Below are 20,547 nucleotides of genomic sequence, written 5' to 3' on the forward strand. Positions count from 1 at the left end.
CAGGCGCGACGCTAAAAAGGCGCGGCAGTATAACCCGGCGCGGTGGCCGATACACCCGACTATGGTCAAACTGTCGCAGGCATGATTCCCTGTGCGCGCTCCTTATGCTTGAGACCCTGATATGCCTGAACTGTACGTCGGCGAACGCCACTGGTCGGTCACCACCGGCAGCAACCTGCTGGATGCCTTGAATCAGGCAGGTGTGGCCGTGCCCTACAGTTGCCGGGCCGGCAGTTGCCATGCGTGCCTGGTGCGTTGCCAGGGCGAAGTCGACGACCAGCAGCCTGACGCGCTGAGCTCGGCGCAACGCCAGGACGGGTGGCGCCTGGCGTGTCAGTGCCGGATCAGCGCTGATCTGAGGGTCGAGGCGTTTGATCCGTTGCGTGATGGCCTGCCTGCGCGGGTGGAGGGTGCCGATTGGCTGAGTCCGACGGTGCTGCGCCTGCGCCTTCAACCCGAGCGTGGCCTGCGGTACCGCGCCGGGCAGCATCTGGTGTTGTGGGCAGGGCAGGTGGCACGCCCCTATTCCCTGGCGAGCGTGCCCCAGCAGGACCCGTACCTGGAGTTTCATATCGATTGCCGTCAACCCGGGGAATTCAGCGATGCTGCTCGCCACTTCAAGGTCGGTGAGCCGTTACGCTTGGGCGAGTTGCGCGGCGGGGCGTTGCACTACGACCCTGACTGGCAAGCCCGGCCCTTGTGGCTGCTGGCCTCCGGCACTGGGCTGGGTCCGTTGTGGGGTGTGTTGCGCGAAGCGCTGCGCCAGGATCACCAGGGTGCCATCCGTGTCATTCACCTGGCCCATGATGCCCAGGCTCACTACCTGGCCGAACCCCTGGCGGCGCTGGCCGCGCAGCATCAGAACCTTGTGGTGGAGTTATGGACCGCAGATGAGTTGGCCCAGGCATTGGGGCAACTGCGGCTTGCTTCGCGACAAACCCTGGCCTTGGTCTGCGGGCATCCTGCCAGCGTCGAAGCCTTTTCCAAGCGCTTGTTTCTGGCGGGGCTGCCGCGTAATCAACTGTTGGCCGATGTGTTCCTGCCCCGTGGTTGAGTGCTGACTGTCGAGTACAGGCTTTGCGGGTGTACGCGATTAACTGTGGGAGGGGGCTTGCTCCCGATGAGGCCCGACGGTTCAACACCTCAGCCGGCATTTGAAATGCAAAAAGCCCCGCCATTCTCATGGCGGGGCTTTTGTTTTTTCAGCCTGTCACTCAGACCTGTGGGTCGCCCACATGCAGGATCTTCATGCCATTGGTGCCACCGGTGGTGTGGTAGCTGTCGCCCTTGGTCAGGATGACCCAGTCGCCTTTCTCCACGACGCCGCGCTTGACCAATTCGTCGATAGCCTTCTGGCTGACTTCGTTCGGTGCCAGCGATGCCGGGTCGAACGGGATGGTGTATACGCCACGGAACATGGCCGCGCGGGCCTGGGCTTCGCGGTGCGGGGTGAACGCGTAGATTGGCACCGAGGAGCGAATGCGCGACATGATCAACGGCGTGTAGCCACTTTCGGTCAAGGCGATGATCGCTTTAACGCCCGGGAAGTGGTTGGCGGTGTACATGGCTGCCAGGGCGATGCTCTGGTCGCAGCTTTCGAAGACCTTGCCAATGCGGTGGCTGGAGGTCTTGCTGGTCGGGTGCTTTTCCGCGCCGACGCAGATGCGTGCCATGGCCTGGACGGCTTCCAGCGGGTACGGGCCGGCGGCACTTTCAGCCGAGAGCATCACGGCGTCGGTGTAGTCGAGCACGGCGTTGGCCACGTCGGACACTTCGGCGCGGGTCGGCATCGGGTTCTGGATCATCGACTCCATCATCTGGGTCGCGACGATCACCGCCTTGTTGTGGCGGCGTGCGTGCAGGATGATCTTCTTCTGGATACCGATCAGCTCGGCGTCACCGATTTCCACACCCAGGTCGCCACGGGCAACCATCACGGCGTCGGATGCCTTGATCAGACCGTCGAGGGTTTCGTCGTCGGCCACGGCTTCGGCACGTTCGATCTTCGCTACCAGCCAGGCGGTACCGCCGGCTTCGTCGCGCAGTTTACGGGCGTATTCCATGTCGGCGGCGTCGCGAGGGAAGGACACCGCGAGGTAGTCGACTTCCATTTCGGCGGCGAGCTTGATGTCGGCCTTGTCTTTTTCAGTCAGGGCCGGCGCTGTCAGGCCGCCACCGCGGCGGTTGATGCCTTTATGGTCGGACAGCGGGCCACCGATGATCACGGTGCAGTGCAGCTCGGTCGGGGTCGCAGTGTCGACGCGCATGACCACGCGACCGTCGTCCAGCAGCAGTTCGTCACCGACGCCGCAATCCTTGACCAGGTCGGGGTAGTCGATACCGACAACGTCCTGGGTGCCTTCGGTCAGCGGGTGGCTGGTGGAGAAGGTGAACTTGTCACCGATCTTCAGCTCGATCCGCTTGTTGGCGAATTTGGCGATACGGATTTTCGGGCCTTGCAGGTCACCCAGCAATGCGACGAAGCGGCCATGCTTGGCGGCAAGGTCACGCACCAGCTTGGCGCGAGCCTTGTGCTCGTCCGGGGTGCCGTGGGAGAAGTTCAGACGGGCGACGTCCAAACCAGCCAGAATCAGCTGTTCGAGGACTTCCGGCGAGTTGCTGGCCGGGCCAAGGGTGGCGACGATTTTGGTACGACGGACGGACATGCACAGACTCCTGAGTTCAAGCGCTGGGGAAGGCTACTATGCTCTTTCGTTGTAGTCATTGTTCGTTTGCACTACTTATCGACGATTGCCTTTGTTTTTGCTGCAGTTGGATGGGCAAACAGCCTTGAAGATTTTCGCCCGGGGGTCGATACACTGCACAAGACAGGAGAACCCCCATGCGAATTTTGCTTGTTGCTGCCCTGGCCGTCAGTGTTGTCGGCTGTACCCGCTGGTCGATGGACCACCACTTGAACAACGCCTACCGTGCCTATGGGGTGGGCGACTGCGCACGTGTCACCCTGGAGTTGTCCCAGGTCGATCGTGAAAGCCGTACCCGTCGCTATGTGCAACCGGAGGTTTCGATGTTGCGCGGGCAGTGCCTGGAGCGGCAGAAACTGTTTGTCGATGCCGCACAAACCTATCAGTTCATCATCAGCCAATACCCGTCGAGCGAGTATGCCTACCGCGCTCGCGCCCGGCTCGATACCTTGCAGCAGCTGGGGCATTACCAGGGCGGTGGCGTCGCAAAACCACGGCCAGCGTCGTTGTAATGAAATTTGTCATTTCATGGCTGGCCCGTTGCCAGTCTTGGGCTATTCTTTGAAGGTCTGTTTGTATAAGTTTTCATTCGAATGGATGCAAGGCCCGGATTTGGCAGCTGTCTGGTGACGAGCGGTACCTGTTGTCAAACCGGGATCCAGGGAGAGCGAGCGGTTGCTCGCTCCGAATCACTGGCACAGTCAGACTCTTGGCTATTGGATGGCGACTTTCATCATGTTTACTGCGCGACGGATCGAACGGCATCAATTGCCTTACTTTTTGCAGGTGTTCAACCGTATCACCGACAAACCAATCGGTTTTTTGGGCAATGTGTCTGAAAACGGGCTGATGTTGATCAGCCAATTACCCATGATGATCAATGTGGATTTTGAGCTGTGCCTGAAAGTACCAACGGCACAAGGCGAATTTCAGACGATTGATCTCACAGCGACCTGTTTATGGAGTCATGAGGATGTCAATCCTCAGCACTATGACTCCGGGTTCCGGGTGCAGAATGCATCCGAAGAGTACAGGCAATTGATTGATGCCCTGTTGCAGTACTTCAGCTTTGATCCTCAACAGGCCTCCGTCTGAACACAGCAGTTAGAAAACCCCGGCTTTTTTCCATCCCAGGTAGCGCGTCACCAGCGTGGCGCCCATTTCTGAAGGCAACGTGTCCAATACTGAAAGCCCATGAGCGCTCAAGCGATCATGGAGTTGGTTTCGGCTGTTGAGGTAATCGACGGTGCCACTGTAGGCCAGTGCTTCGGGCAATGTTTGCACAGGGGCCTGGCGCAGTTGATCGAGGATTTCCTCTCGCAGGCTGGCTACCAGTACGCGGTGTTGCCTACCGATTCGTTTGACGGCGCTCATCAGCGCTTCATCATCCTCGTCCCGCAGGTTGGTAATGATGATCACCAGTGCCCGGCGTTTTTGGCGTGCCAGCAATTGATGGGCGGCAGCCTCATAGTCGGCGGTGTTTCGGGTGGCCTCCAGATCGTAGACAGCATTGAGCAAAGTGTTCAACTGGCCACTGCCCTTGACCGGCTTCAGGTAGCGCGGTTGGTCGCTGGCAAAGGTGCACAACCCCACGGCGTCGCCCTGTCTCAGGGCGACGTAGCTCAAGAGCAGGCAGGCGTTGAGGGCGTGGTCGAAATGAGATAGCTCGGCATCCTGGCTGCGCATGCGCTGGCCGCAATCGAGCATGAATACGATTTGCTGGTCGCGCTCGTCCTGGTATTCCCGGGCGATCGGTGTGCGTTGACGGGCGGTGGCTTTCCAGTCGATCTGGCGCAGGCTGTCGCCTTCACGAAACTCGCGCAGTTGATGAAATTCCAGGCCTAATCCCCGGCGTTGATGTTGGCGCACGCCCAACTGGCTCAGCCAGTTATCCACACCCAGCAACTGCGCGCCATACAAGCGGGCGAAATCCGGGTAGACCCGGGTGGCGTCGTGGGTTTCGATGCATCGCCGTGCCGACCACAGCCCCAATGGGCTGGGCAGCCAAAGTTCGCAGCGACTGAAGCTGAAATGCCCGCGTCGCAAGGGACGAACGCGATAGCCCAACTCGCCGCGCTCGCCAGGGCGCAATTCAATGGATTGAGGCAGGTTATCCACACTCAGGCCATCGGGCACGTGATCGAATACCTGCACGGTCAGTGGCTGAGGAAAGTCGTGCTCCAGGCTCAGGCGCACTTCTTCCCAGCGGCCCAGCGCCAGGCTGCCGGGCAGTTTCCTGTGGACGCGCACCGTGGGGCGACGGTGCAAGCGTGCGGCATCCAGCAGCGCCAGCAGCAAAGCCAGCAGCAGGCCCCAGGCCACTGAATGCAAGGTTTCAGGTACCTTGAGCTGCAACGCGACGGAAGCGCCCAACAAGGTGTTCAGGCCAAGCAGCACACCCAGCCAGATCAGGAGCAGACGGGTCGGTTTCATGGGCGTGTCATTGCCTTGGCGCCGCTACTTGATCCAGCAACTGCTTGAGCACCTGATCCACCTCCAGGCCGTCGATGTCCAGTTCCGGCGCGATGCGTACCCTATGCCGCAGCACTGCCAGGGCACAGCCCTTGATGTCATCGGGTGTCACGAATTCTGCACCACGCAACAGCGCCCGGGCACGGCCGCCGCGTACCAGGGCGATAGAGGCCCTGGGCCCGGCACCGATGGTCAGTCCTGGCCAACTGCGTGTGGCGCGCGCCAGGCGCACAGCGTAATCGAGCACCTGTTCATCCAGGGGCACGTCACTGGCGATCTGCTGCATCAGCACCACATCCTCGGCCTGCAGCACAGTGCGCAACGGCTGCACATCCAGCATGTCTGCCCTGGATGAGCGCGTCACTTCGCGGACCATGTCCAGTTCTTGTTGGGCGTCGGGGTAGTCCATGCGGACCTTGAGCATGAACCGGTCCAACTCGGCCTCGGGCAACGGGTAGGTGCCTTCCTGCTCGATGGGGTTCTGGGTCGCCAGCACCATGAAGGGCTCGCCGATGGGCAATGCCTCGCCCTCAAGGGTGACTTGGCGTTCCTGCATGGCTTCGAGCAACGCTGCCTGGGTCTTGGCCGGGGCGCGATTGATTTCGTCGGCCAGCAACAGGTGGGTAAACAATGGCCCCTTGCGCAGTTTGAACTGTTCGGTCTGCAGGTCGTACACGGCGTGGCCGGTGACATCGCTGGGCATCAGGTCCGGGGTGAACTGGATACGGGCGAAATCACCGCCAAAGCATCGGGCCAGGGCACGTACCAGCAAGGTCTTGCCGAGCCCGGGTACGCCTTCGAGCAGTACATGGCCGCCTGCGATCAAGGCGGTGAGCACATCGTCAATCAACTGATCCTGGCCAATCACTGCCTTGCGCAATTCCACACGCAGGGCCTGGGCTTGCTGGCTGGCACGTTGCAGGTTCTCGGTGGTCAGGGCGGTGGCCATTGGAGAGTCGCTCATAAGGCATTCCTGAGGGTTTGCAGGCACGCAACCTGTCGGCTGAAGTCGGCGCTGGAGAGCCGTTTCTGCGTCAGTGGTTCGAGCGCCTGGCTGATGATGTGAGGGGGTTGTCGCGTCAGGTGTTCCAGCACCTGCCACTGCTCTGCTGTATCGAGATGCTCAAAGCCTGGATGGCGTCGCCGGGCGGCGCGCAGGATGTCGTGCTGCAAGGCTTGCAGCAAGGTGCCCTGGCCGCTGCGGCGCAGCAGGAAATCGGCGCTGGCCTTCAAATGTTCCTGGAGCTGCCGACGTGCCTTGGGCGCTGGTGCCTGGATCGGGCCCTGGCGCATGGCGGCCTGCCATAGCGCCAGGGCAAGCAGTGCCGCAAGCGCGACGAGGGCCTGTGGGAAATATCGAATCAACAGGGTAAACAGATCGTCCGTTTCACTGTTGAACAGCAAGGTGACGTCAGTCTCCTGGGTCAGGTACCACAGTAACCAGGCGTTATCGTGTTGGCCGATGCTCGGGGTTTTCCACAGGTCGCTATCGGTAATCACAGTGACGCGGCCGTGCCCCAGGTTGAGTTGCATCAGGTGGCTTGAATGGGCGCTGTTGGCGGAAAACTGCGCCAGGTGTTTGGGGTCGATGAGGTTGAAGTCGGTGTCAAAACTGAAATACGCCGGGGCGGTTTCGTTGTCGACATAAAGCCTGGTCAGGTCTGCCGCAGGCTGTTTACGGGCAGGCGCCGGTTCGTCGAAGGTTTCGCTCAAAGCCTGGTGGATATCAAGGCGATCAAGCAGCAGGTCGCCGCTCTTGCTGGTCTCCTCGTCCCACAATGCCTCGGCGACCAGCAGCAAGTGCCCGCCGGCGTTTGTCCAACCCAGCAGTTGCTCGACCTGGCGCGGGGTCATGTTGCTGCGTTCCCCCAGCAGCAACAGGCTATGACCTTTGGCGGGTAGGTCCGCGAGCCGTTCAAGGCCGTTGGCGCGTTCCACCACCAGGCCTTGCTGGTGCAGGAAATGCTCGGCGGCCAGATAAGGATTGGCGAGTGCATCCGGCGATGGGCCGCGATCCACCACTTCGTCATAGGGGATTGCCTTGTGCCAGGCGTACAAGCCACCCATGCCCAGCAGGCACACCAGCAGCAGCGCCACCCACAATAATGGCCGGTTCATTGGCTGGCTCCGTCATTGAACAGAGCGCGCCAATCGCTGCACAGCTTTTGTTGGGTCGAGGAGGGCGGCAGGCGATGACCATAGGCGAGGTTTTGCCAGTGACGCGTCAGTTCATCACTGAACGCCAGCAACTGCGGTTGTTGCAAGTGTCGAACGCGCTCCAGCACCTGGCCTTCGGTGTCGGCGCTTTTGAGCGGCAGGTCGAATTCATGCAGCAGCCGGCTGAGCAGGCCGCGATACAGCAGGCCAAGGGCTTGCCTTGGCTGAGTGGGCCATAGTTGTTCGGCGGCGCTGGCGATGTCTTGCGGCAATGTATCGAGCCCCAGCTCAAGCCCGAACAACTGAGCGGGGGTAGGTGTGGCGGTCGCAGGGCGGGCGCGCCGGCTGCGGCTGACAAAGGTGCGTAGCCACTCACGGTAACGCCACACCACCAGGGCCAGCCCACCAATCACCAGGCTCCACAATAGTATTTCCAGGGTTTTGGCGAGGGGCTTGAAGGTATCGCTGTTGAGGTTGTCGAGTAAGGCCTGGAGCCAACCGGGTAATTTACCGTCGCCACGGGCTGTGCTTTTAACCGGTGTTTTTTCTTCACCAAACCGATAACGGGTGACGGTTTCGGGATTCTTGAAGGGCGGCTTGTCCAGCAGTGCCTTGATGGACTGACTGGCAGCCTGGGTATTGAGTGGCTTATGGCCCGTTGATTCATCGGCCATGGCGGGTGGGCTGAACGGTATGAGCGTCAGCCCGACGACCAGCAACAACAGCGACGCAGCACTGCTCAGGCGCTGACGCAAACGGCGCAATACCAACTCCAGGTCCCAGGCTTCCAGAGCCGTACGACGATTGAGGTACAGGCTGAAACCACAGGCAACGTAGATGGGTTCCCAGAACACCAGGATCAGCGCGTAAAAGGCATTGCCCAGGTGCTCCAGCCACAGCACGTTCGGGCTGGTTGCCAGTGCCAGGCGTTGCCAGTCCCAATCCATTTCCAGCTGCTGCGGGATGAATAAATAGAACAGCGCCATGGCGCCGAACCACAGGCCGATTTCCAGGTGTACGCCGATAATGGTCAGCCAGCGGGCGGCACCAGCGTTACGTTGCAGCAATATCCCCAGGCGCTGTTGCCGCGCCTGACCCTCCAGGCCTTCAAGTTGACCTACCGGCAACGTAAAGCTGCGGCTCATGCTCAGGCGTCGCCAGGTCAGGCTGGCGAACAGTTGGCCCTTGAGCAGTTGCGGCCACTGGCGAACGGTCTGTTTGAGACGGGGGGGCTCGCCAAACAGGGCTTTGGAAAGAATGTACAGCGGCAAGCGGTCAAAGGCCGGCTTGAGCCACCAGAACAGAAACATGGCCAGCGACGGGTAATTCCACAGCAGCACGGTCAGCGAGATAAACACCGGCAGGCTCACCATTGCCCAACTGCCCATCAGCAGCAAACGATGTTCCCTGGCCATCAGTACGCCCAGGTCCATGGCTTCCCAGGAAGTACGCGGGCGAATCACCACGCTGGCGTCAGTCAGGCGCATGGCGAGTCCGTCCGGCGAAGATCAGATAAACGGCCACCAGCAGCCAGAGCGCGGTGCCTACCAGGTATTTGAGCCAGGGCTCGATGTGGGTGGTGGAGGACCAATAGGCTTCGATGAACGCCGCGATCAGCAGAAACACCATGACGCCGCAGAGTATCCGCACACTTTTGTGGGCTGCCAGGCGCAAGGCCTCGCTACGTGCCAGCCGCCCGGGAGCGATCAGTGACCAACCCAATTGCAAACCCGCGGCACCGGCCAGCGCAATGGCGCTCAATTCGAATGCGCCATGACCGATGACGAATGACCAGAAGGTTTGACCATAGCCAATGTCGGTCAGGTGCCCTGAGACAGCGCCGATGACCAAGCCGTTGAAAATCAGGAAGAACACGCTGCCCAGGCCAAACAACAGGCCGGCGGCAAACGTCTGGAAGGCGATGCCGATGTTGTGCATCACGTAATAGCCAAACATCATCCAGTCCTCGCTGGCTGCACGCTCGGCAGCGCGCCCCAGACGACTGGCGGCGGGGTCGTACATGCCCTGCATCTCGGCCACCTGTTGGGCGCTGACGATGCTGTAGATCAGGTCGGGGAACAGGTAGACCAGCAGTGCAATGCCCACCAGGCTGCCGAAGAACAGCAGACCGGCGATCAGTACGAAGCGCCACTGTTCGCGTACCAGGCATGGGAAATCGGCGAGCAGGAACGCCAGCATCTTGGCCGCCAGTTGGCTGCGATGACGATACAACTGTTGATGGCCGCGCAGCGCCAGTTGCTGCAGCCGGTCTACCAGGTAGCTGCTGTAGCCACGCTGTTGGGCCAGGGCCAGGTGTTGGCACAGGCGTCGATACTGGTGAGGGAAGTCAGCCACTCCGCCAGCCTTGGCTTTGCCTTGCTCCAACTGCTCAAGTTGCTGCGCGAAGGTTTGCCATTGCTGCTGGTGGCGGCTTTCAAAAAGACTCTGCTTCATGTCGGCCCCAATAAGCCACGGGCCACACCGTTGAGTTGCTCCACGGCGCGTGCCGGAGGCACTTGCAGGGGCGTGGCGAGGATCGCCGCCAGTTCATGCACGCGTTCGGCAGACAGCTCGGCCTGGCGCTCGGCAAAACCGAGGATGGCCCGCTGTTCGCTCAACTCCAGTGCAAAGGGCAGGCGCAGCGCGGCGGCTTGAGGGATACGCGGGCGCACCAGCGGTAGTTCGCGGTAGACCACCAGTGTACCGGCGGCCAGATCGCCCAGACGCTTGAAGTGCGGGTGTTGCAGGCAGCTGATCGCACCGAGGAAATAACCAAAAGGCAGCATGTCGACAAAGCGCAGCAGGTTACGGATCAGCGACGCCGACCAGCCAATCGGGGTGCCGTCATCCTGCACCACCCGCAGGCCCATGACCTGCTTGCCCGGCGAGCAGCCCTGGTTGAGCACTTCAAACAGCACCATGTACCACCAGCTCACCAGGAACAGCAGCAGCGACCCCAGCCCGATGCCAATATTGCCCAGCAGCGCCAGGGGCACCAGCAGGATGCCCATGATGATGCCACGCACACCCAGGTCGAATGCAAAAGCCAATGCCCGGCATGGCAGGCCGGCAGGGCGCAAGGGCAGGTCGATCCCCTCCGGGGTCTCGATTTGGTAATGGGTATCCAAAGGAGCTGGCGGCATTGCGATCCCTGGCAGTGCAAAGTGGTTAGGAGACACGGATGCTAGCAGTGTCGACGCTGGAAGCAACCACTCAAGGTTTTGCTGGATATTTATACAGTAAAGGTATCGCTGGCCCCAGGCACCTTGCAGCGCCTAGACTTTGTCGGTCTTCAGCACAGGAATAGCCCGTGACCTCGATTTTCTGGTACGACTATGAAACCACCGGTATCAACCCGCGCAACGATCGCCCGCTCCAGGTAGCCGGTATTCGCACCGATCTCGAACTCCACGAGGTCGGTGCGCCGATCAATCTTTATTGTCAGCCCGGCGACGATATTCTGCCCCATCCGGCTGCGTGCGCGATCACCGGTATCACGCCAGGCGTCCTGGCACAGAAGGGCCTTGCCGAAGCCGACTTCATGACCCGGGTGCACGCCGAGTTGGCCGTGCCAGGCACCTGCGGCGCCGGTTACAACACGCTGCGGTTTGACGATGAAATGACGCGCTACAGCCTGTACCGCAATTTTTTCGACCCTTACGCGCGCGAGTGGCAGGGCGGTAACAGCCGTTGGGATTTGATCGACGTGATGCGCACTGCCTATGCGCTGCGGCCGGAGGGCATTATCTGGCCTGAGCAGGACGGGCGCGTGACGCTCAAGCTGGAGCGGCTGACCCACGCCAATGGTATCGACCATGGTCAGGCACACGATGCGTTATCTGATGTGCGTGCAACCATCGCCCTGGCGCGATTGGTTCGGCAAAAGCAGCCCAGGCTGTACGAGTGGTTATTTCAACTGCGCAGCAAGCAGCGAGTTATGGATGAGGTGCGGTTGTTGCAACCAATGGTGCATATCTCCGGGCGTTTTTCCGCCGAGCGCCATTACCTGGGCGTGGTCTTGCCCCTGGCCTGGCACCCGCGCAACCGCAATGCGTTGATCGTCTGCGACCTTGGGCTCGACCCACAGGGGTTGCTGGACCTGGATGCACAGACCTTGCGCGAGCGCCTCTATACGCGCCGTGATGAGTTGGCGGACGGTGAACTGCCGGTGCCCCTCAAGTTGTTGCATATCAACCGCTGCCCGGTGGTAGCACCGTTGAAGGTGTTGCGTGCGCAAGACCGCGAGCGTCTGCAACTGGATATGAACACCTATCAGGCGCGGGCGCTGCGGCTAACTGACGCACAGGAAGTTTGGCGCGACAAGTTGGCGGCCATTTACGCCGAGGAAGACTTTGCCTCGAATGCAGACCCGGAGCAGCAGCTCTACGATGGTTTTATTGGCGATCGGGATCGCCGGTTATGTGAACAAGTTCGCATGGCAGAGCCCGCCCAATTAGCACATCAATCGTGGCCGTTCGATGATCATCGTTTGCCGGAATTATTATTTCGCTATCGCGCACGTAACTTCCCTGAAACCTTGAATACAGAGGAACAACAACGCTGGAGACTTTTCTGTCGGCAACGTTTGTCAGATCCGCAGTGGGGAGCACCGAATACCCTGATGGCATTTAAGCAGGCGCGCGAGGAGTTGGCGCTTAGTGCCACCTCATTTCAGTGCCAGGTGCTGGATCAATGGCAGGAGTATGCCGATTCTTTAGCGGCCCGCCTGAGCCTGTAGGCCGGTAATTGCTGAGTATTCAGACAATAAAAAACGCCAGCAAGCTGGCGTTTTTAATGTGTAGCGTATCGGGTGAACGTCCGACCAGGCTTAGCCCAGCAGAGTCGCCCAACCTTCAACTACGTCACCGCCCCACTTGGCTTTCCACTCTTTCAGAGTTTTGTGGTTGCCACCTTTGGTTTCAATCACTTCGCCGTTGTGCGGGTTTTTGTATTGCTTGACTTTGCGAGCACGCTTGGTGCCGGTAGTTTTTACAGCGCCGCGCGGCGCTTTAACTTTCGACTCTGGATCCAGCAGCGCGATGATGTCACGCAGGGATTTGGAGTATTCACCCATCAGGGTGCGCAGTTTGCCTTCGAATTCCAGCTCGGTTTGCAGCTTGTCGTCTTGGGACAGGTTCTTCAAACGGGCTTGCAGCTCTTTGATTGCTTCTTCGGTGGCGCGGTATTCGTTGATCAGGGACATGTGGACTACCTTATGTAGAACGCTGATTGACAGGGTGAGTGGCCTAATAATAGTCAGGCAATTTCACCAAGTAAACATTTAAGAAAATATTTATGTGAAGCAGATTGAATGTTTGTGGCAAAGCGATGCAAAAGTGTTAATTGGCAGCCGTTACGCCGAAAGATAAATACCTTAATTTTTCGCTAACTGTCTGGGCGTGCCGTTGTACGGTCATATAGCGATGGTAAAGCCTTACGCTATTAAGGGCTGTTGCCACCAGGCGGCTGCAGAATAAGGCGCAAGGAATACTGCAGTTTTTCTGCGCAATCGCTAGAATAGCGGCCTTTGCGAAGTTCTGGAGTTTCCCCCTAATGCGCACTTTTCGGCTGGTGATTGCTTGCCCGGACCGGGTTGGCATCGTTGCCAAGGTCAGTAACTTTCTGGCTTCCCACAATGGTTGGATCACCGAGGCGAGCCATCACTCGGACGATCTCAGCGGTTGGTTTTTCATGCGTCACGAAATTCGTGCCGATACGCTGCCCTTTGGCCTGGAAGCTTTCCGCGAGGCGTTTGCGCCCATCGCTGAAGAGTTTTCGATGACCTGGCACATCACCGACACGGAACAGAAAAAACGCGTGGTGCTGATGGCCAGCCGCGAATCCCACTGCCTGGCAGATCTACTGCACCGTTGGCACAGCGACGAGCTGGACTGCGAGATCGCCTGCGTGATCTCCAACCATGACGACCTGCGCAGCATGGTCGAGTGGCATGGCATCCCGTACTACCACGTACCGGTCAACCCGCAGGACAAGGAGCCGGCATTCGCCGAGGTTTCGCGCCTGGTCAAGCAGCACGAAGCGGATGTGGTGGTGCTGGCGCGCTATATGCAGATCCTGCCACCTGAACTGTGCCGCGAATACGCCGGCAAGGTGATCAATATCCATCACAGTTTCTTGCCATCGTTTGTTGGGGCCAAGCCGTATCACCAGGCTTCCCTGCGCGGCGTGAAATTGATTGGCGCGACGTGCCACTACGTCACCGAAGAGCTGGACGCCGGCCCGATCATCGAACAGGACGTGGTGCGTGTCAGCCACAGTGACAGCATCGAAGACATGGTGCGGTTTGGCCGGGACGTCGAGAAGATGGTGCTGGCCCGTGGCCTGCGTTACCACCTGGAAGATCGGGTATTGGTACACGGCAACAAGACCGTGGTGTTCTGATCGTTCGGGTTTGGTTGAATAAGCAGGGGCCTGGGAGTAAAACTCCTCAGGCCCTTTTTTATTCCTGCTATCAAGGAGGCCTCTATGACCGATCCACTCGATAAAGCCACCTCCAGGGCGCCCGCTACGGTGGGCGAGGGTTGTCTGAGTCGCTACGACCCGCAGGCACTGGGCGCCGAGGATGGTACTGAGTTTCCCGATGCGGCCCGTTTGTGGGAACAGCTGCAGGCGCAGGACGAGCCGCCTCTCGACCCTGTAAAAGACGCTTGAACAGCGGTTTGCCGACCATCAGCACAAAGACCGGGGCGCCGGCCAGCAGATAGAAGTAATAGGTGACCGCCCGCCAGATCAGGATTGCCGCTGCCGCAGTGGACTTGCCGACCATGGGGGCCAGTAAGGCCGCTGATGTCAGCTCTGCCGCTCCCGCCCCGCCCGGCAACAGACTGAACTGCCCCGCCGTCAGGGACAGCATCTGGATCAGGAAGCTCAAGGCCCACTGCACATCCCCACCCAAACCGCGCAGCGCCAGGTACAACACGCTGTAGCGCAACAACCAATGCAGGCTGGTCAGCGCGAACACTCCGAGCAACAAGGGCCAGGGTAATTTCAGTGTGGCAGTGAACGCCGCGAGAAAACGCAGCAACCTGCGAGCCCAGCGCCGACGGGTGGGGGCCCTTACCCTAATGGCCTTGAGCATTGCGCCGGCCAGGCGAATCAGCCGACGATGAAAACGCACCACCGCCAGGCCACTGATGATCCCGCCGATCATCGATATGACACTGAGCCCCAGCAACCATTCCAGGCGCGGGTTGAGGCTATGGAACAGCGCATACAAAACGATTCCCGCCAAGGCGCACAGAAAAAACAGCAAATCGCTCAACTGGTCCATGGCGAATACCGCGCTCGCACGGGCAGGGCGTATGCCATTGCGCGCCAGCAACGCCATCAGGGTCAGCGGTCCGCCGCTGCCGCCGGGCGTGGCGCACATGGCGAACTCGGTCGATATCACTGCCCCCAGGCTTTTGAGCCGTCCCAGTTGGCTGCCTTGCTCGCCCAGCAAAAGGCGCAGACGCAGGCTGTTGATCAGCCAGCAGCCGATAATCATGGCAAACATCCCCACTAGTTGGGGTAAGGGAAACTGCCGCAGGCGCGCAACCGTTTCGCCGCCGCCCAGCCATACGGGTATCAACAGCGCGACCAAGAGGGCCAACAGCAGCCAGATCAGTCGGCTCATGACAGTGTCTTCAGCCAGGCGGCCTTGGTGTGGGGGCGACGACCCGCGTTGAGCAGGCGTTGCAGGGTTTGCAGCCAATAACGACGGGAAAACTCGTGGCGCATGTCCACCGGGTGCAATCCCAATCGGATCAGCGGGGCCTCGCGCCAGCGCTGTTCGCGCCGGTCGCTGAGCACTTTGGACAGCCCGCGGCGCCAGGCGCTGCGGGCACTCCAGACCAGACCCGGGCCATCGATAGGGGTGAAGTCAGGCAGGCGATAAAGATGCTGCGGGTCGCTGGTGTAGCAAAGCGGTAACTGGCGCAACGCCTGGCGGGTGCCTTCGCTCATCAACCAGGCCGGGGCGACAAAGCCGTGCAACGGCCAGTCATTGCGCTGGAATATTTCGATGCCGGCAGTAAGACGCCGTAACGCCTCGGCCTCGGACAACTGGTAAAACTCGCCTTCATGGGTGTAGATGCGCCGCATGAACCACTCTTTCGGCGAACGCGGCGCAGGTTGGTCGTCGCAGTGGTAATAGCCGTGCAAGGCGAGTTCGTCGCCCTTGGCGACGCGGCTGTCGAGCAGCTGGCGAAAATCGCGGTGGGCTGCCAGGGCATCATGGTGATGGAAGTCCGGCACCACCAGCCAGGTGATGGGCACGTTGCCCAAGGCATCGACGGCCTCGACAAAGGGCCGGTAGTCGGCCCAGGTGCTCGGTGCCACGTCGTGCAGCACCAGCATCAGCGCAGGTTCAGCCATGGGCGAGCATCGGCTTATGACTGCCCAGCACCGAGTGGTAATGCCCCAGCAGGCTGTCGACCACCGTGTCCCACGCGTAATGCTGCTCGACATGGCGCCGAGCCTGGGCGCCCAAACGCCGGCTGTCGGTGCTGAACAGTTCGCGCACCGAATCGGCCATCGCCTTGGGGTCGTTGGGGGCACACAGCAGGCCACAGCGCTCATCGACAATCTCGGTAAAGGCCCCGGCCGCGACGGCGACGACCGGGATGCCACTGGCCATGGCTTCCAGAATCACCAGGCCGAAGGTTTCCTGGTCGCCGCCATGCAACAAAGCGTCGGCGCTGGCCATCAGCCGGGCGACATGGTGAGCGGGGCGGAAACCATCTATCACAGTGACATTGTCCGGCACGCTGGCTGGCATACCGGAGCCCACCAGCAACAAGTGGTAGCCCTCGCCCAGGCGCTTCATGCAGTTGAGCAGTACCGGCAGGTTCTTCTCCTTGGAACCGCGTCCGGCGAAGATCAACAGCCGTGTATCTTGGCCAATTCCCAGTTCGGCACGCAGGCCGGGGGCGCGCGCATCCGGGGTGAAGGTGTGCAGGTCAACCCCCAGGGGTTGGACGAAGACGTTTTTTACCCCGAGTCCACTGAGTTTGTCGGCCATTACCTGGCTGGGGGCGAGCACCCGGTCAAAATTCCCATAGAGTTTGCTGACATAGGCTTCAACGTTGGGAGTAAACCAGGGACCCATGCGGTTGCTCACCAGCAGCGGCAGGTCGGAGTGGTAGAAGCCGATGACCGGCACATCCAACTGACGCCGGGCATCCAGCGCTGCCCAGGCAGTCAGGTATGGATCGCCGACTTCGATCAGATCGGGCTGTAAATCGTGCAGGACATTTCGCCAGGGCGCCAGGCGAAGGGGGAAGCGGTAACCCTTGCCAAAGGGCAGGGCAGGGGCCGGTACTTTGAAGACCCCGTCCTGTTCGCTCAAGTGCGCGCCGGGGATCAACAGGCTATGGCGAATCCCGGGCTTGAGCGCCAGACGTCGATGCTTGGCATCGAGGTAAGTGCGTACGCCACCGCTTGCCGGGGCGTAGAACATGGTTATGTCAGCGATATGCACGATGAACATCCCTCCGATCCATTGCTCTCCCTAGATGGACCTGAGGTAAGGATAGATGTTCGGTTTAGATTCGCAGGATGAAGGTGGCGGGAGCGGACAAATGCACTGTGTAGGAGCGAGCTTGCTCGCTCCTACAGGTGGATTAAGGTGGGGGACCTCAGATCCGGAAGCTACCCACCAATTGCTTCAGGCGCGAGGCCTGTTGTTCCAGGTCCGAGCAGGCGCGCAGCGTCGATTGCAGGTTTTCCACCCCTTCCTGATTGAGGGTGTTGATCTCGGTGATGTCCATGTTGATCGACTCCACTACCGAGGTCTGTTCTTCAGTGGCGGTGGCGACCGACTGGTTCATGCCGTCGATCTCGCCAATGCGCTGGGTCACGCTGTTCAAGCGCTCACCGGCCAGGTTGGCGATTTCAACGCTGTCCAGGCTGTGACGCTGGCTTTCACTCATGGTACTGACCGAATCGCGCGCGCCCACTTGTAGCTCCTCGATCATCGTTTGCACCTGTTGCGCCGATTCCTGAGTGCGATGGGCCAGGTTGCGCACTTCATCGGCCACCACCGCAAAGCCACGCCCGGCTTCCCCGGCGCGCGCCGCTTCGATGGCGGCGTTGAGCGCCAGCAGGTTGGTTTGCTGGGAAATGCTGGTGATCACTTCCAGGATCTGGCCGATATTCACTGTTTTGTTGTTAAGTGCTTCGATATTGCTGCTGGAGGCGCTGATCATGCTCGATAACTGCGTCATTGCCTTGATATTGCGCTCAACCACTTGCTGGCCGTCTTCAGCCAAATGCCGGGCGTCGCTGGCCTGATTGGAGGCTTGCGCAGCGTTGCGCGCGATCTCTTGGGCGGCGGCACCCAGTTGGTTGATGGCGGCGGCGACGCTGTTGGTGCGGTTGGCTTGTTCGTCGGAGTTGACCATCGACGAATTGGAGGCGCTGACCACGCGCAGCGCCACTTCATTGACCTGCTCGGTGGCTGACGACACTTCGCGAATCGAGGTGTGGATGCGCTCGACGAAGCGGTTGAAGGCCGTACCCAGGGTGCCGAACTCATCGTTGTTCTGGATGATCAGGCGCCGTGTCAGGTCACCCTCGCCGTCGGCGATGTCCTGCATGGCCCGGGTCATCAGGTGCAGCGGTTGCAGCAGCACGCGGATCAACATGCCCAGCAAGGCGATGATGATCACCACCGCGATGATCGTGGCGATCACGGCTGATGTACGGAACTCACTGAGCATGGCGAACGATTTGGCTTTATCCACCGACACACCCAGGTACCAGTTCACCGATGGCAGGCCCTTGATCGGGGTGAAGGTCACGATGTTGGTTTTGCCGTTGGCTTGTACTTCGCTGAAGTCGCTGCTGATCTTCGGCGTGTCCTTTGGATACACGTCAGCCAGGGTCTTCATCACCAGGGTTTTGTCCGGGTGCACCAGCACCTTGCCGTCGGCACTGACCAGGAAGGCATAACCCATGCCGCCGAAATCCAGCGCGCCAATGTTATCCACCAGGGTTTGCAGGCTCAGGTCGCCGCCTACCACACCGACACTTTGGCCGCCCTTGGCGCTGGGGGTGGCCACGGAGATGATCAGTTGCCCGGTGGCCGCGTCTATATAAGGTTCGGTCAGGGTTGAGCCATTGCTGGCCTGGGCGCCCTTGTACCAGGGGCGAACACGCGGGTCGAAGCCGTCGGGCATCTTGGTGTCAGGGCGAATGGTGAAGGTGCCCTGGCTGTCACCCACGTAGGTCGCCATGAACGAAGACGTCAGCGCTTTCTGTTCCAGCAGGCTGGCAACCACGGACGGTTCAGGATTGATGGCAATGTTTTGCGCAGCGTTTTCCACCAGGGCGATACGCCCGGTGAGCCAGGTCTGGATATTGCTGGCGGTAACGTCGCCCATTTCGTGCAGGTAGTTATTGAGGTCGTCACGAATCGCATTGCGCTGCAGGTAGTCGTTGTAAAGGGTAAACAACGCGAAGGCGGCGATGACGATAAGGGAGGCTGCAAGCAGGATCTTGTGGCTGAAGCGCAGATTTTTATTCATGGCTTGTAGGGTCCGCTAAGGTCTTAATATCCGAGGCGCGTCCTATAGGGGAGGCGCAAAATGGCAGCGTTAAAAAAGGTGTGGTATTTCTGGTGATAGCTCCGTTGGTCCATATCGGAATTATCTGACCATTTTTTAGTCTTTGTCGGGCTTACATCCGTCTATATCGACCTCGCGGCACTAAAGATTAACCATAGGTGACGAAATGCCTGACTCCACACAACTGCTTATCGGTGCCGGCCTTGACGGCCAGCCCATCGCCCAGTCCATGCGCCTGGCCAACCGTCACGGGTTGATCGCCGGCGCCACCGGCACCGGCAAGACCGTCACCTTGCAGCGCCTGGCCGAAGCCTTCAGTGATGCGGGCGTGGCGGTGTTCGCCGCTGACATCAAGGGCGACCTCTGTGGCCTGGGCGCCGCCGCCAACCCTCAGGGCAAAGTGGCCGAGCGCATTGCCGGTATGCCGTTCCTGGATTACACGGCCCAGGCGTATCCGGTCACCCTGTGGGATATCCACGGGCAGTCCGGCCATCCGCTGCGCACCACCATCAGCGAAATGGGCCCGTTGTTGCTCGGCAGCTTGTTGGAGCTGACTGACAGCCAGCAATCGGCGCTCTATGCGACCTTCAAGGTGGCCGACCGCGAAGGTCTGTTGCTGCTGGATCTCAAGGATCTCAAGGCACTGCTCAATCACCTGCGCTATCACCCGGAGCTGCTGGGTGACGACGCGGCGTTGATGACCACCGGTTCCAGCCAGGCGCTGTTGCGGCGCCTGGCGGTGCTGGAGCAGCAGGGCGCCGAAGCCTTGTTTGGCGAGCCGGCCCTGCAACTGGAAGATATTCTGCAACCGGCCAGCGATGGCCGCGGGCGCATTCATCTGCTCGATGCCAGCCGGCTGGTGCATGAAGCGCCGAAGGTCTACGCGACCTTCCTGTTGTGGCTGCTGGCAGAGTTGTTCGAGCAATTGCCGGAGCGTGGCGATGCCGACAAACCGCTGCTGGCGCTGTTTTTCGACGAGGCGCATTTGCTGTTCGCGGATACGCCAAAAGCCTTGCAGGAACGTCTGGAGCAAGTCGTACGCTTGATCCGCTCCAAAGGCGTCGGCGTGTACTTTGTCACCCAATCGCCGGGCGACTTGCCGGATACGGTGCTGGCGCAACTGGGTTTGCGCATTCAGCATGGTTTGCGTGCGTTCACCGCCAAAGAGCAGAAATCCCTGCGGGCGGTGGCCGACGGTTTCCGGCCCAACCCGACCTTCGATACCTTGTCGGTGCTCACAGAGTTGGGGACGGGTGAGGCGTTGGTGGGAACCTTGCAGGAAAAGGGCACCCCGGAAGTCGTCCAGCGCGTACTGGTTGCTCCCCCGCAATCGCGGATCGGGCCGCTCAGCGCAGCAGAGCGTGCGGCGTTGGTCGCCAGTTCGCCGCTGTTGGGCCGCTATGACAAGCCGGTTGACCGGGAGTCGGCCTATGAAGTGCTGATGGCTCGCAAGGAACTTGGGCCCACCGAGGAAACCGCACCGACCGCCGAAGAACCGAGCTTTACCGACAAGGCCGGTGCATTCCTGGGGACTACTGCCGGCAAGGCGCTGAAGTCAGCCATGCAGCAGGCGGCCAATCAAATGGGGCGCCAGTTGGTGCGTGGCCTGTTGGGCTCGTTGCTGGGCGGCAGCAAACGCAAGTAGT

General features: G+C 60.3%; 18 protein-coding genes. 6 read left to right on the forward strand and 12 right to left on the reverse strand.

Annotated features, from left to right (window positions below; genetic code table 11):
- Nucleotides 1-121 precede the first annotated feature (121 nt).
- Entirely contained in the window at nucleotides 122-1,054 is a 933-nt protein-coding gene (locus E4O98_RS27290; RefSeq protein WP_032879676.1) for an iron-sulfur-binding ferredoxin reductase, read from the forward strand.
- Nucleotides 1,055-1,214: 160 nt separating this feature from the next.
- On the opposite strand, the gene pyk is transcribed toward E4O98_RS27290, so the two are convergent.
- Nucleotides 1,215-2,666, reverse strand: coding sequence for a pyruvate kinase (pyk, locus tag E4O98_RS27295; RefSeq protein ID WP_005790976.1), 1,452 nt, complete (start codon nucleotides 2,664-2,666; stop codon nucleotides 1,215-1,217).
- A gap of 176 nt (nucleotides 2,667-2,842) precedes the next feature.
- Here pyk and E4O98_RS27300 point away from each other — a divergent pair, with 176 nt between their 5' ends.
- Both E4O98_RS27300 and E4O98_RS27305 read left to right on the forward strand, forming a co-directional pair.
- Complete coding sequence (locus E4O98_RS27300) at nucleotides 2,843-3,217, forward strand: hypothetical protein (RefSeq protein WP_103734699.1); 375 nt, start codon at nucleotides 2,843-2,845, stop codon at nucleotides 3,215-3,217.
- 223 nt (nucleotides 3,218-3,440) lie between these two features.
- Nucleotides 3,441-3,800: a PilZ domain-containing protein gene (locus tag E4O98_RS27305; RefSeq protein WP_032881230.1), complete on the forward strand. Its 360-nt coding sequence runs from the start codon at nucleotides 3,441-3,443 to the stop codon at nucleotides 3,798-3,800.
- 9 nt (nucleotides 3,801-3,809) lie between these two features.
- Here the strand turns inward: E4O98_RS27305 and E4O98_RS27310 are convergent, their stop codons facing one another.
- The 6 genes from E4O98_RS27310 to E4O98_RS27335 are packed head-to-tail and all read right to left on the reverse strand — an operon-like array spanning nucleotide 3,810 to nucleotide 10,477.
- A complete protein-coding gene (locus E4O98_RS27310) occupies nucleotides 3,810-5,138 on the reverse strand; it encodes a DUF58 domain-containing protein (RefSeq protein WP_248136765.1) in 1,329 nt (442 codons plus the stop codon).
- 7 nt (nucleotides 5,139-5,145) lie between these two features.
- A complete protein-coding gene (locus tag E4O98_RS27315; RefSeq protein WP_248136767.1) occupies nucleotides 5,146-6,141 on the reverse strand; it encodes a MoxR family ATPase in 996 nt (331 codons plus the stop codon).
- Nucleotides 6,138-7,295, reverse strand: a complete 1,158-nt coding sequence (locus E4O98_RS27320) for a DUF4350 domain-containing protein (RefSeq protein WP_248136769.1) — start codon at nucleotides 7,293-7,295, stop codon at nucleotides 6,138-6,140. Before E4O98_RS27320 ends, E4O98_RS27315 begins: the two co-directional genes overlap by 4 nt.
- A complete protein-coding gene (locus E4O98_RS27325; RefSeq protein WP_248092584.1) occupies nucleotides 7,292-8,821 on the reverse strand; it encodes a DUF4129 domain-containing protein in 1,530 nt (509 codons plus the stop codon). Before E4O98_RS27325 ends, E4O98_RS27320 begins: the two co-directional genes overlap by 4 nt.
- Nucleotides 8,808-9,788: a stage II sporulation protein M gene (locus E4O98_RS27330; protein WP_148852635.1), complete on the reverse strand. Its 981-nt coding sequence runs from the start codon at nucleotides 9,786-9,788 to the stop codon at nucleotides 8,808-8,810. The genes E4O98_RS27325 and E4O98_RS27330 overlap by 14 nt, the downstream gene beginning before the upstream one ends.
- Nucleotides 9,785-10,477, reverse strand: a complete 693-nt coding sequence (locus E4O98_RS27335; RefSeq protein WP_248092586.1) for an RDD family protein — start codon at nucleotides 10,475-10,477, stop codon at nucleotides 9,785-9,787. Before E4O98_RS27335 ends, E4O98_RS27330 begins: the two co-directional genes overlap by 4 nt.
- A gap of 167 nt (nucleotides 10,478-10,644) precedes the next feature.
- On the opposite strand from E4O98_RS27335, the gene sbcB reads away from it, so the two are divergent.
- The gene (sbcB, locus tag E4O98_RS27340) at nucleotides 10,645-12,072 is read left to right on the forward strand and encodes an exodeoxyribonuclease I (protein WP_248136771.1); all 1,428 of its coding nucleotides are present in this window, start codon (nucleotides 10,645-10,647) and stop codon (nucleotides 12,070-12,072) included.
- A gap of 90 nt (nucleotides 12,073-12,162) precedes the next feature.
- On the opposite strand, the gene mvaT is transcribed toward sbcB, so the two are convergent.
- Nucleotides 12,163-12,537: a histone-like nucleoid-structuring protein MvaT gene (gene mvaT / locus E4O98_RS27345; RefSeq protein ID WP_005790963.1), complete on the reverse strand. Its 375-nt coding sequence runs from the start codon at nucleotides 12,535-12,537 to the stop codon at nucleotides 12,163-12,165.
- A gap of 350 nt (nucleotides 12,538-12,887) precedes the next feature.
- Between mvaT and purU the strand changes: the two genes are divergently transcribed.
- The gene (gene purU, locus E4O98_RS27350; RefSeq protein ID WP_005790961.1) at nucleotides 12,888-13,736 is read left to right on the forward strand and encodes a formyltetrahydrofolate deformylase; all 849 of its coding nucleotides are present in this window, start codon (nucleotides 12,888-12,890) and stop codon (nucleotides 13,734-13,736) included.
- A 124-nt stretch (nucleotides 13,737-13,860) separates the two neighbouring features.
- On the opposite strand, the gene E4O98_RS27355 is transcribed toward purU, so the two are convergent.
- From E4O98_RS27355 to E4O98_RS27370, 4 genes are all read right to left on the reverse strand, one after another.
- A complete protein-coding gene (locus tag E4O98_RS27355) occupies nucleotides 13,861-14,970 on the reverse strand; it encodes a lysylphosphatidylglycerol synthase transmembrane domain-containing protein (RefSeq protein ID WP_248136773.1) in 1,110 nt (369 codons plus the stop codon).
- Nucleotides 14,967-15,710: a polysaccharide deacetylase family protein gene (locus E4O98_RS27360; protein WP_248136776.1), complete on the reverse strand. Its 744-nt coding sequence runs from the start codon at nucleotides 15,708-15,710 to the stop codon at nucleotides 14,967-14,969. The genes E4O98_RS27355 and E4O98_RS27360 overlap by 4 nt, the downstream gene beginning before the upstream one ends.
- Complete coding sequence (locus E4O98_RS27365) at nucleotides 15,703-16,824, reverse strand: glycosyltransferase family 1 protein (RefSeq protein ID WP_248136778.1); 1,122 nt, start codon at nucleotides 16,822-16,824, stop codon at nucleotides 15,703-15,705. Before E4O98_RS27365 ends, E4O98_RS27360 begins: the two co-directional genes overlap by 8 nt.
- A gap of 148 nt (nucleotides 16,825-16,972) precedes the next feature.
- Nucleotides 16,973-18,862, reverse strand: a complete 1,890-nt coding sequence (locus E4O98_RS27370; RefSeq protein ID WP_148852630.1) for a methyl-accepting chemotaxis protein — start codon at nucleotides 18,860-18,862, stop codon at nucleotides 16,973-16,975.
- Nucleotides 18,863-19,067: 205 nt separating this feature from the next.
- Here E4O98_RS27370 and E4O98_RS27375 point away from each other — a divergent pair, with 205 nt between their 5' ends.
- On the forward strand, nucleotides 19,068-20,546 hold the full coding sequence (locus E4O98_RS27375; RefSeq protein ID WP_005790951.1) for a helicase HerA-like domain-containing protein: 1,479 nt from the start codon (nucleotides 19,068-19,070) through the stop codon (nucleotides 20,544-20,546).
- Nucleotide 20,547 lies beyond the last annotated feature (1 nt).

Source organism: Pseudomonas sp. W2Jun17 (assembly GCF_023127795.1).
GTDB lineage: Bacteria > Pseudomonadota > Gammaproteobacteria > Pseudomonadales > Pseudomonadaceae > Aquipseudomonas > Aquipseudomonas synxantha_A.

What these genes read in the sequence shown, in the direction of transcription:
- purU (WP_005790961.1), top strand. Translation starts at nt 12,888, where the DNA reads ATGCGCACTTTTCGGCTGGTGATTGCTTGCCCGGACCGGGTTGGCATC.
- E4O98_RS27375 (WP_005790951.1), top strand. Translation starts at nt 19,068, where the DNA reads ATGCCTGACTCCACACAACTGCTTATCGGTGCCGGCCTTGACGGCCAG.
- E4O98_RS27320 (WP_248136769.1), bottom strand. Translation starts at nt 7,295, where the DNA reads ATGAACCGGCCATTATTGTGGGTGGCGCTGCTGCTGGTGTGCCTGCTG.
- E4O98_RS27360 (WP_248136776.1), bottom strand. Translation starts at nt 15,710, where the DNA reads ATGGCTGAACCTGCGCTGATGCTGGTGCTGCACGACGTGGCACCGAGC.
- E4O98_RS27335 (WP_248092586.1), bottom strand. Translation starts at nt 10,477, where the DNA reads ATGCCGCCAGCTCCTTTGGATACCCATTACCAAATCGAGACCCCGGAG.
- E4O98_RS27310 (WP_248136765.1), bottom strand. Translation starts at nt 5,138, where the DNA reads ATGAAACCGACCCGTCTGCTCCTGATCTGGCTGGGTGTGCTGCTTGGC.
- E4O98_RS27315 (WP_248136767.1), bottom strand. Translation starts at nt 6,141, where the DNA reads ATGAGCGACTCTCCAATGGCCACCGCCCTGACCACCGAGAACCTGCAA.
- E4O98_RS27365 (WP_248136778.1), bottom strand. Translation starts at nt 16,824, where the DNA reads ATGTTCATCGTGCATATCGCTGACATAACCATGTTCTACGCCCCGGCA.
- E4O98_RS27330 (WP_148852635.1), bottom strand. Translation starts at nt 9,788, where the DNA reads ATGAAGCAGAGTCTTTTTGAAAGCCGCCACCAGCAGCAATGGCAAACC.
- E4O98_RS27290 (WP_032879676.1), top strand. Translation starts at nt 122, where the DNA reads ATGCCTGAACTGTACGTCGGCGAACGCCACTGGTCGGTCACCACCGGC.
- pyk (WP_005790976.1), bottom strand. Translation starts at nt 2,666, where the DNA reads ATGTCCGTCCGTCGTACCAAAATCGTCGCCACCCTTGGCCCGGCCAGC.
- E4O98_RS27305 (WP_032881230.1), top strand. Translation starts at nt 3,441, where the DNA reads ATGTTTACTGCGCGACGGATCGAACGGCATCAATTGCCTTACTTTTTG.
- E4O98_RS27355 (WP_248136773.1), bottom strand. Translation starts at nt 14,970, where the DNA reads ATGAGCCGACTGATCTGGCTGCTGTTGGCCCTCTTGGTCGCGCTGTTG.
- E4O98_RS27300 (WP_103734699.1), top strand. Translation starts at nt 2,843, where the DNA reads ATGCGAATTTTGCTTGTTGCTGCCCTGGCCGTCAGTGTTGTCGGCTGT.
- mvaT (WP_005790963.1), bottom strand. Translation starts at nt 12,537, where the DNA reads ATGTCCCTGATCAACGAATACCGCGCCACCGAAGAAGCAATCAAAGAG.
- E4O98_RS27325 (WP_248092584.1), bottom strand. Translation starts at nt 8,821, where the DNA reads ATGCGCCTGACTGACGCCAGCGTGGTGATTCGCCCGCGTACTTCCTGG.
- E4O98_RS27370 (WP_148852630.1), bottom strand. Translation starts at nt 18,862, where the DNA reads ATGAATAAAAATCTGCGCTTCAGCCACAAGATCCTGCTTGCAGCCTCC.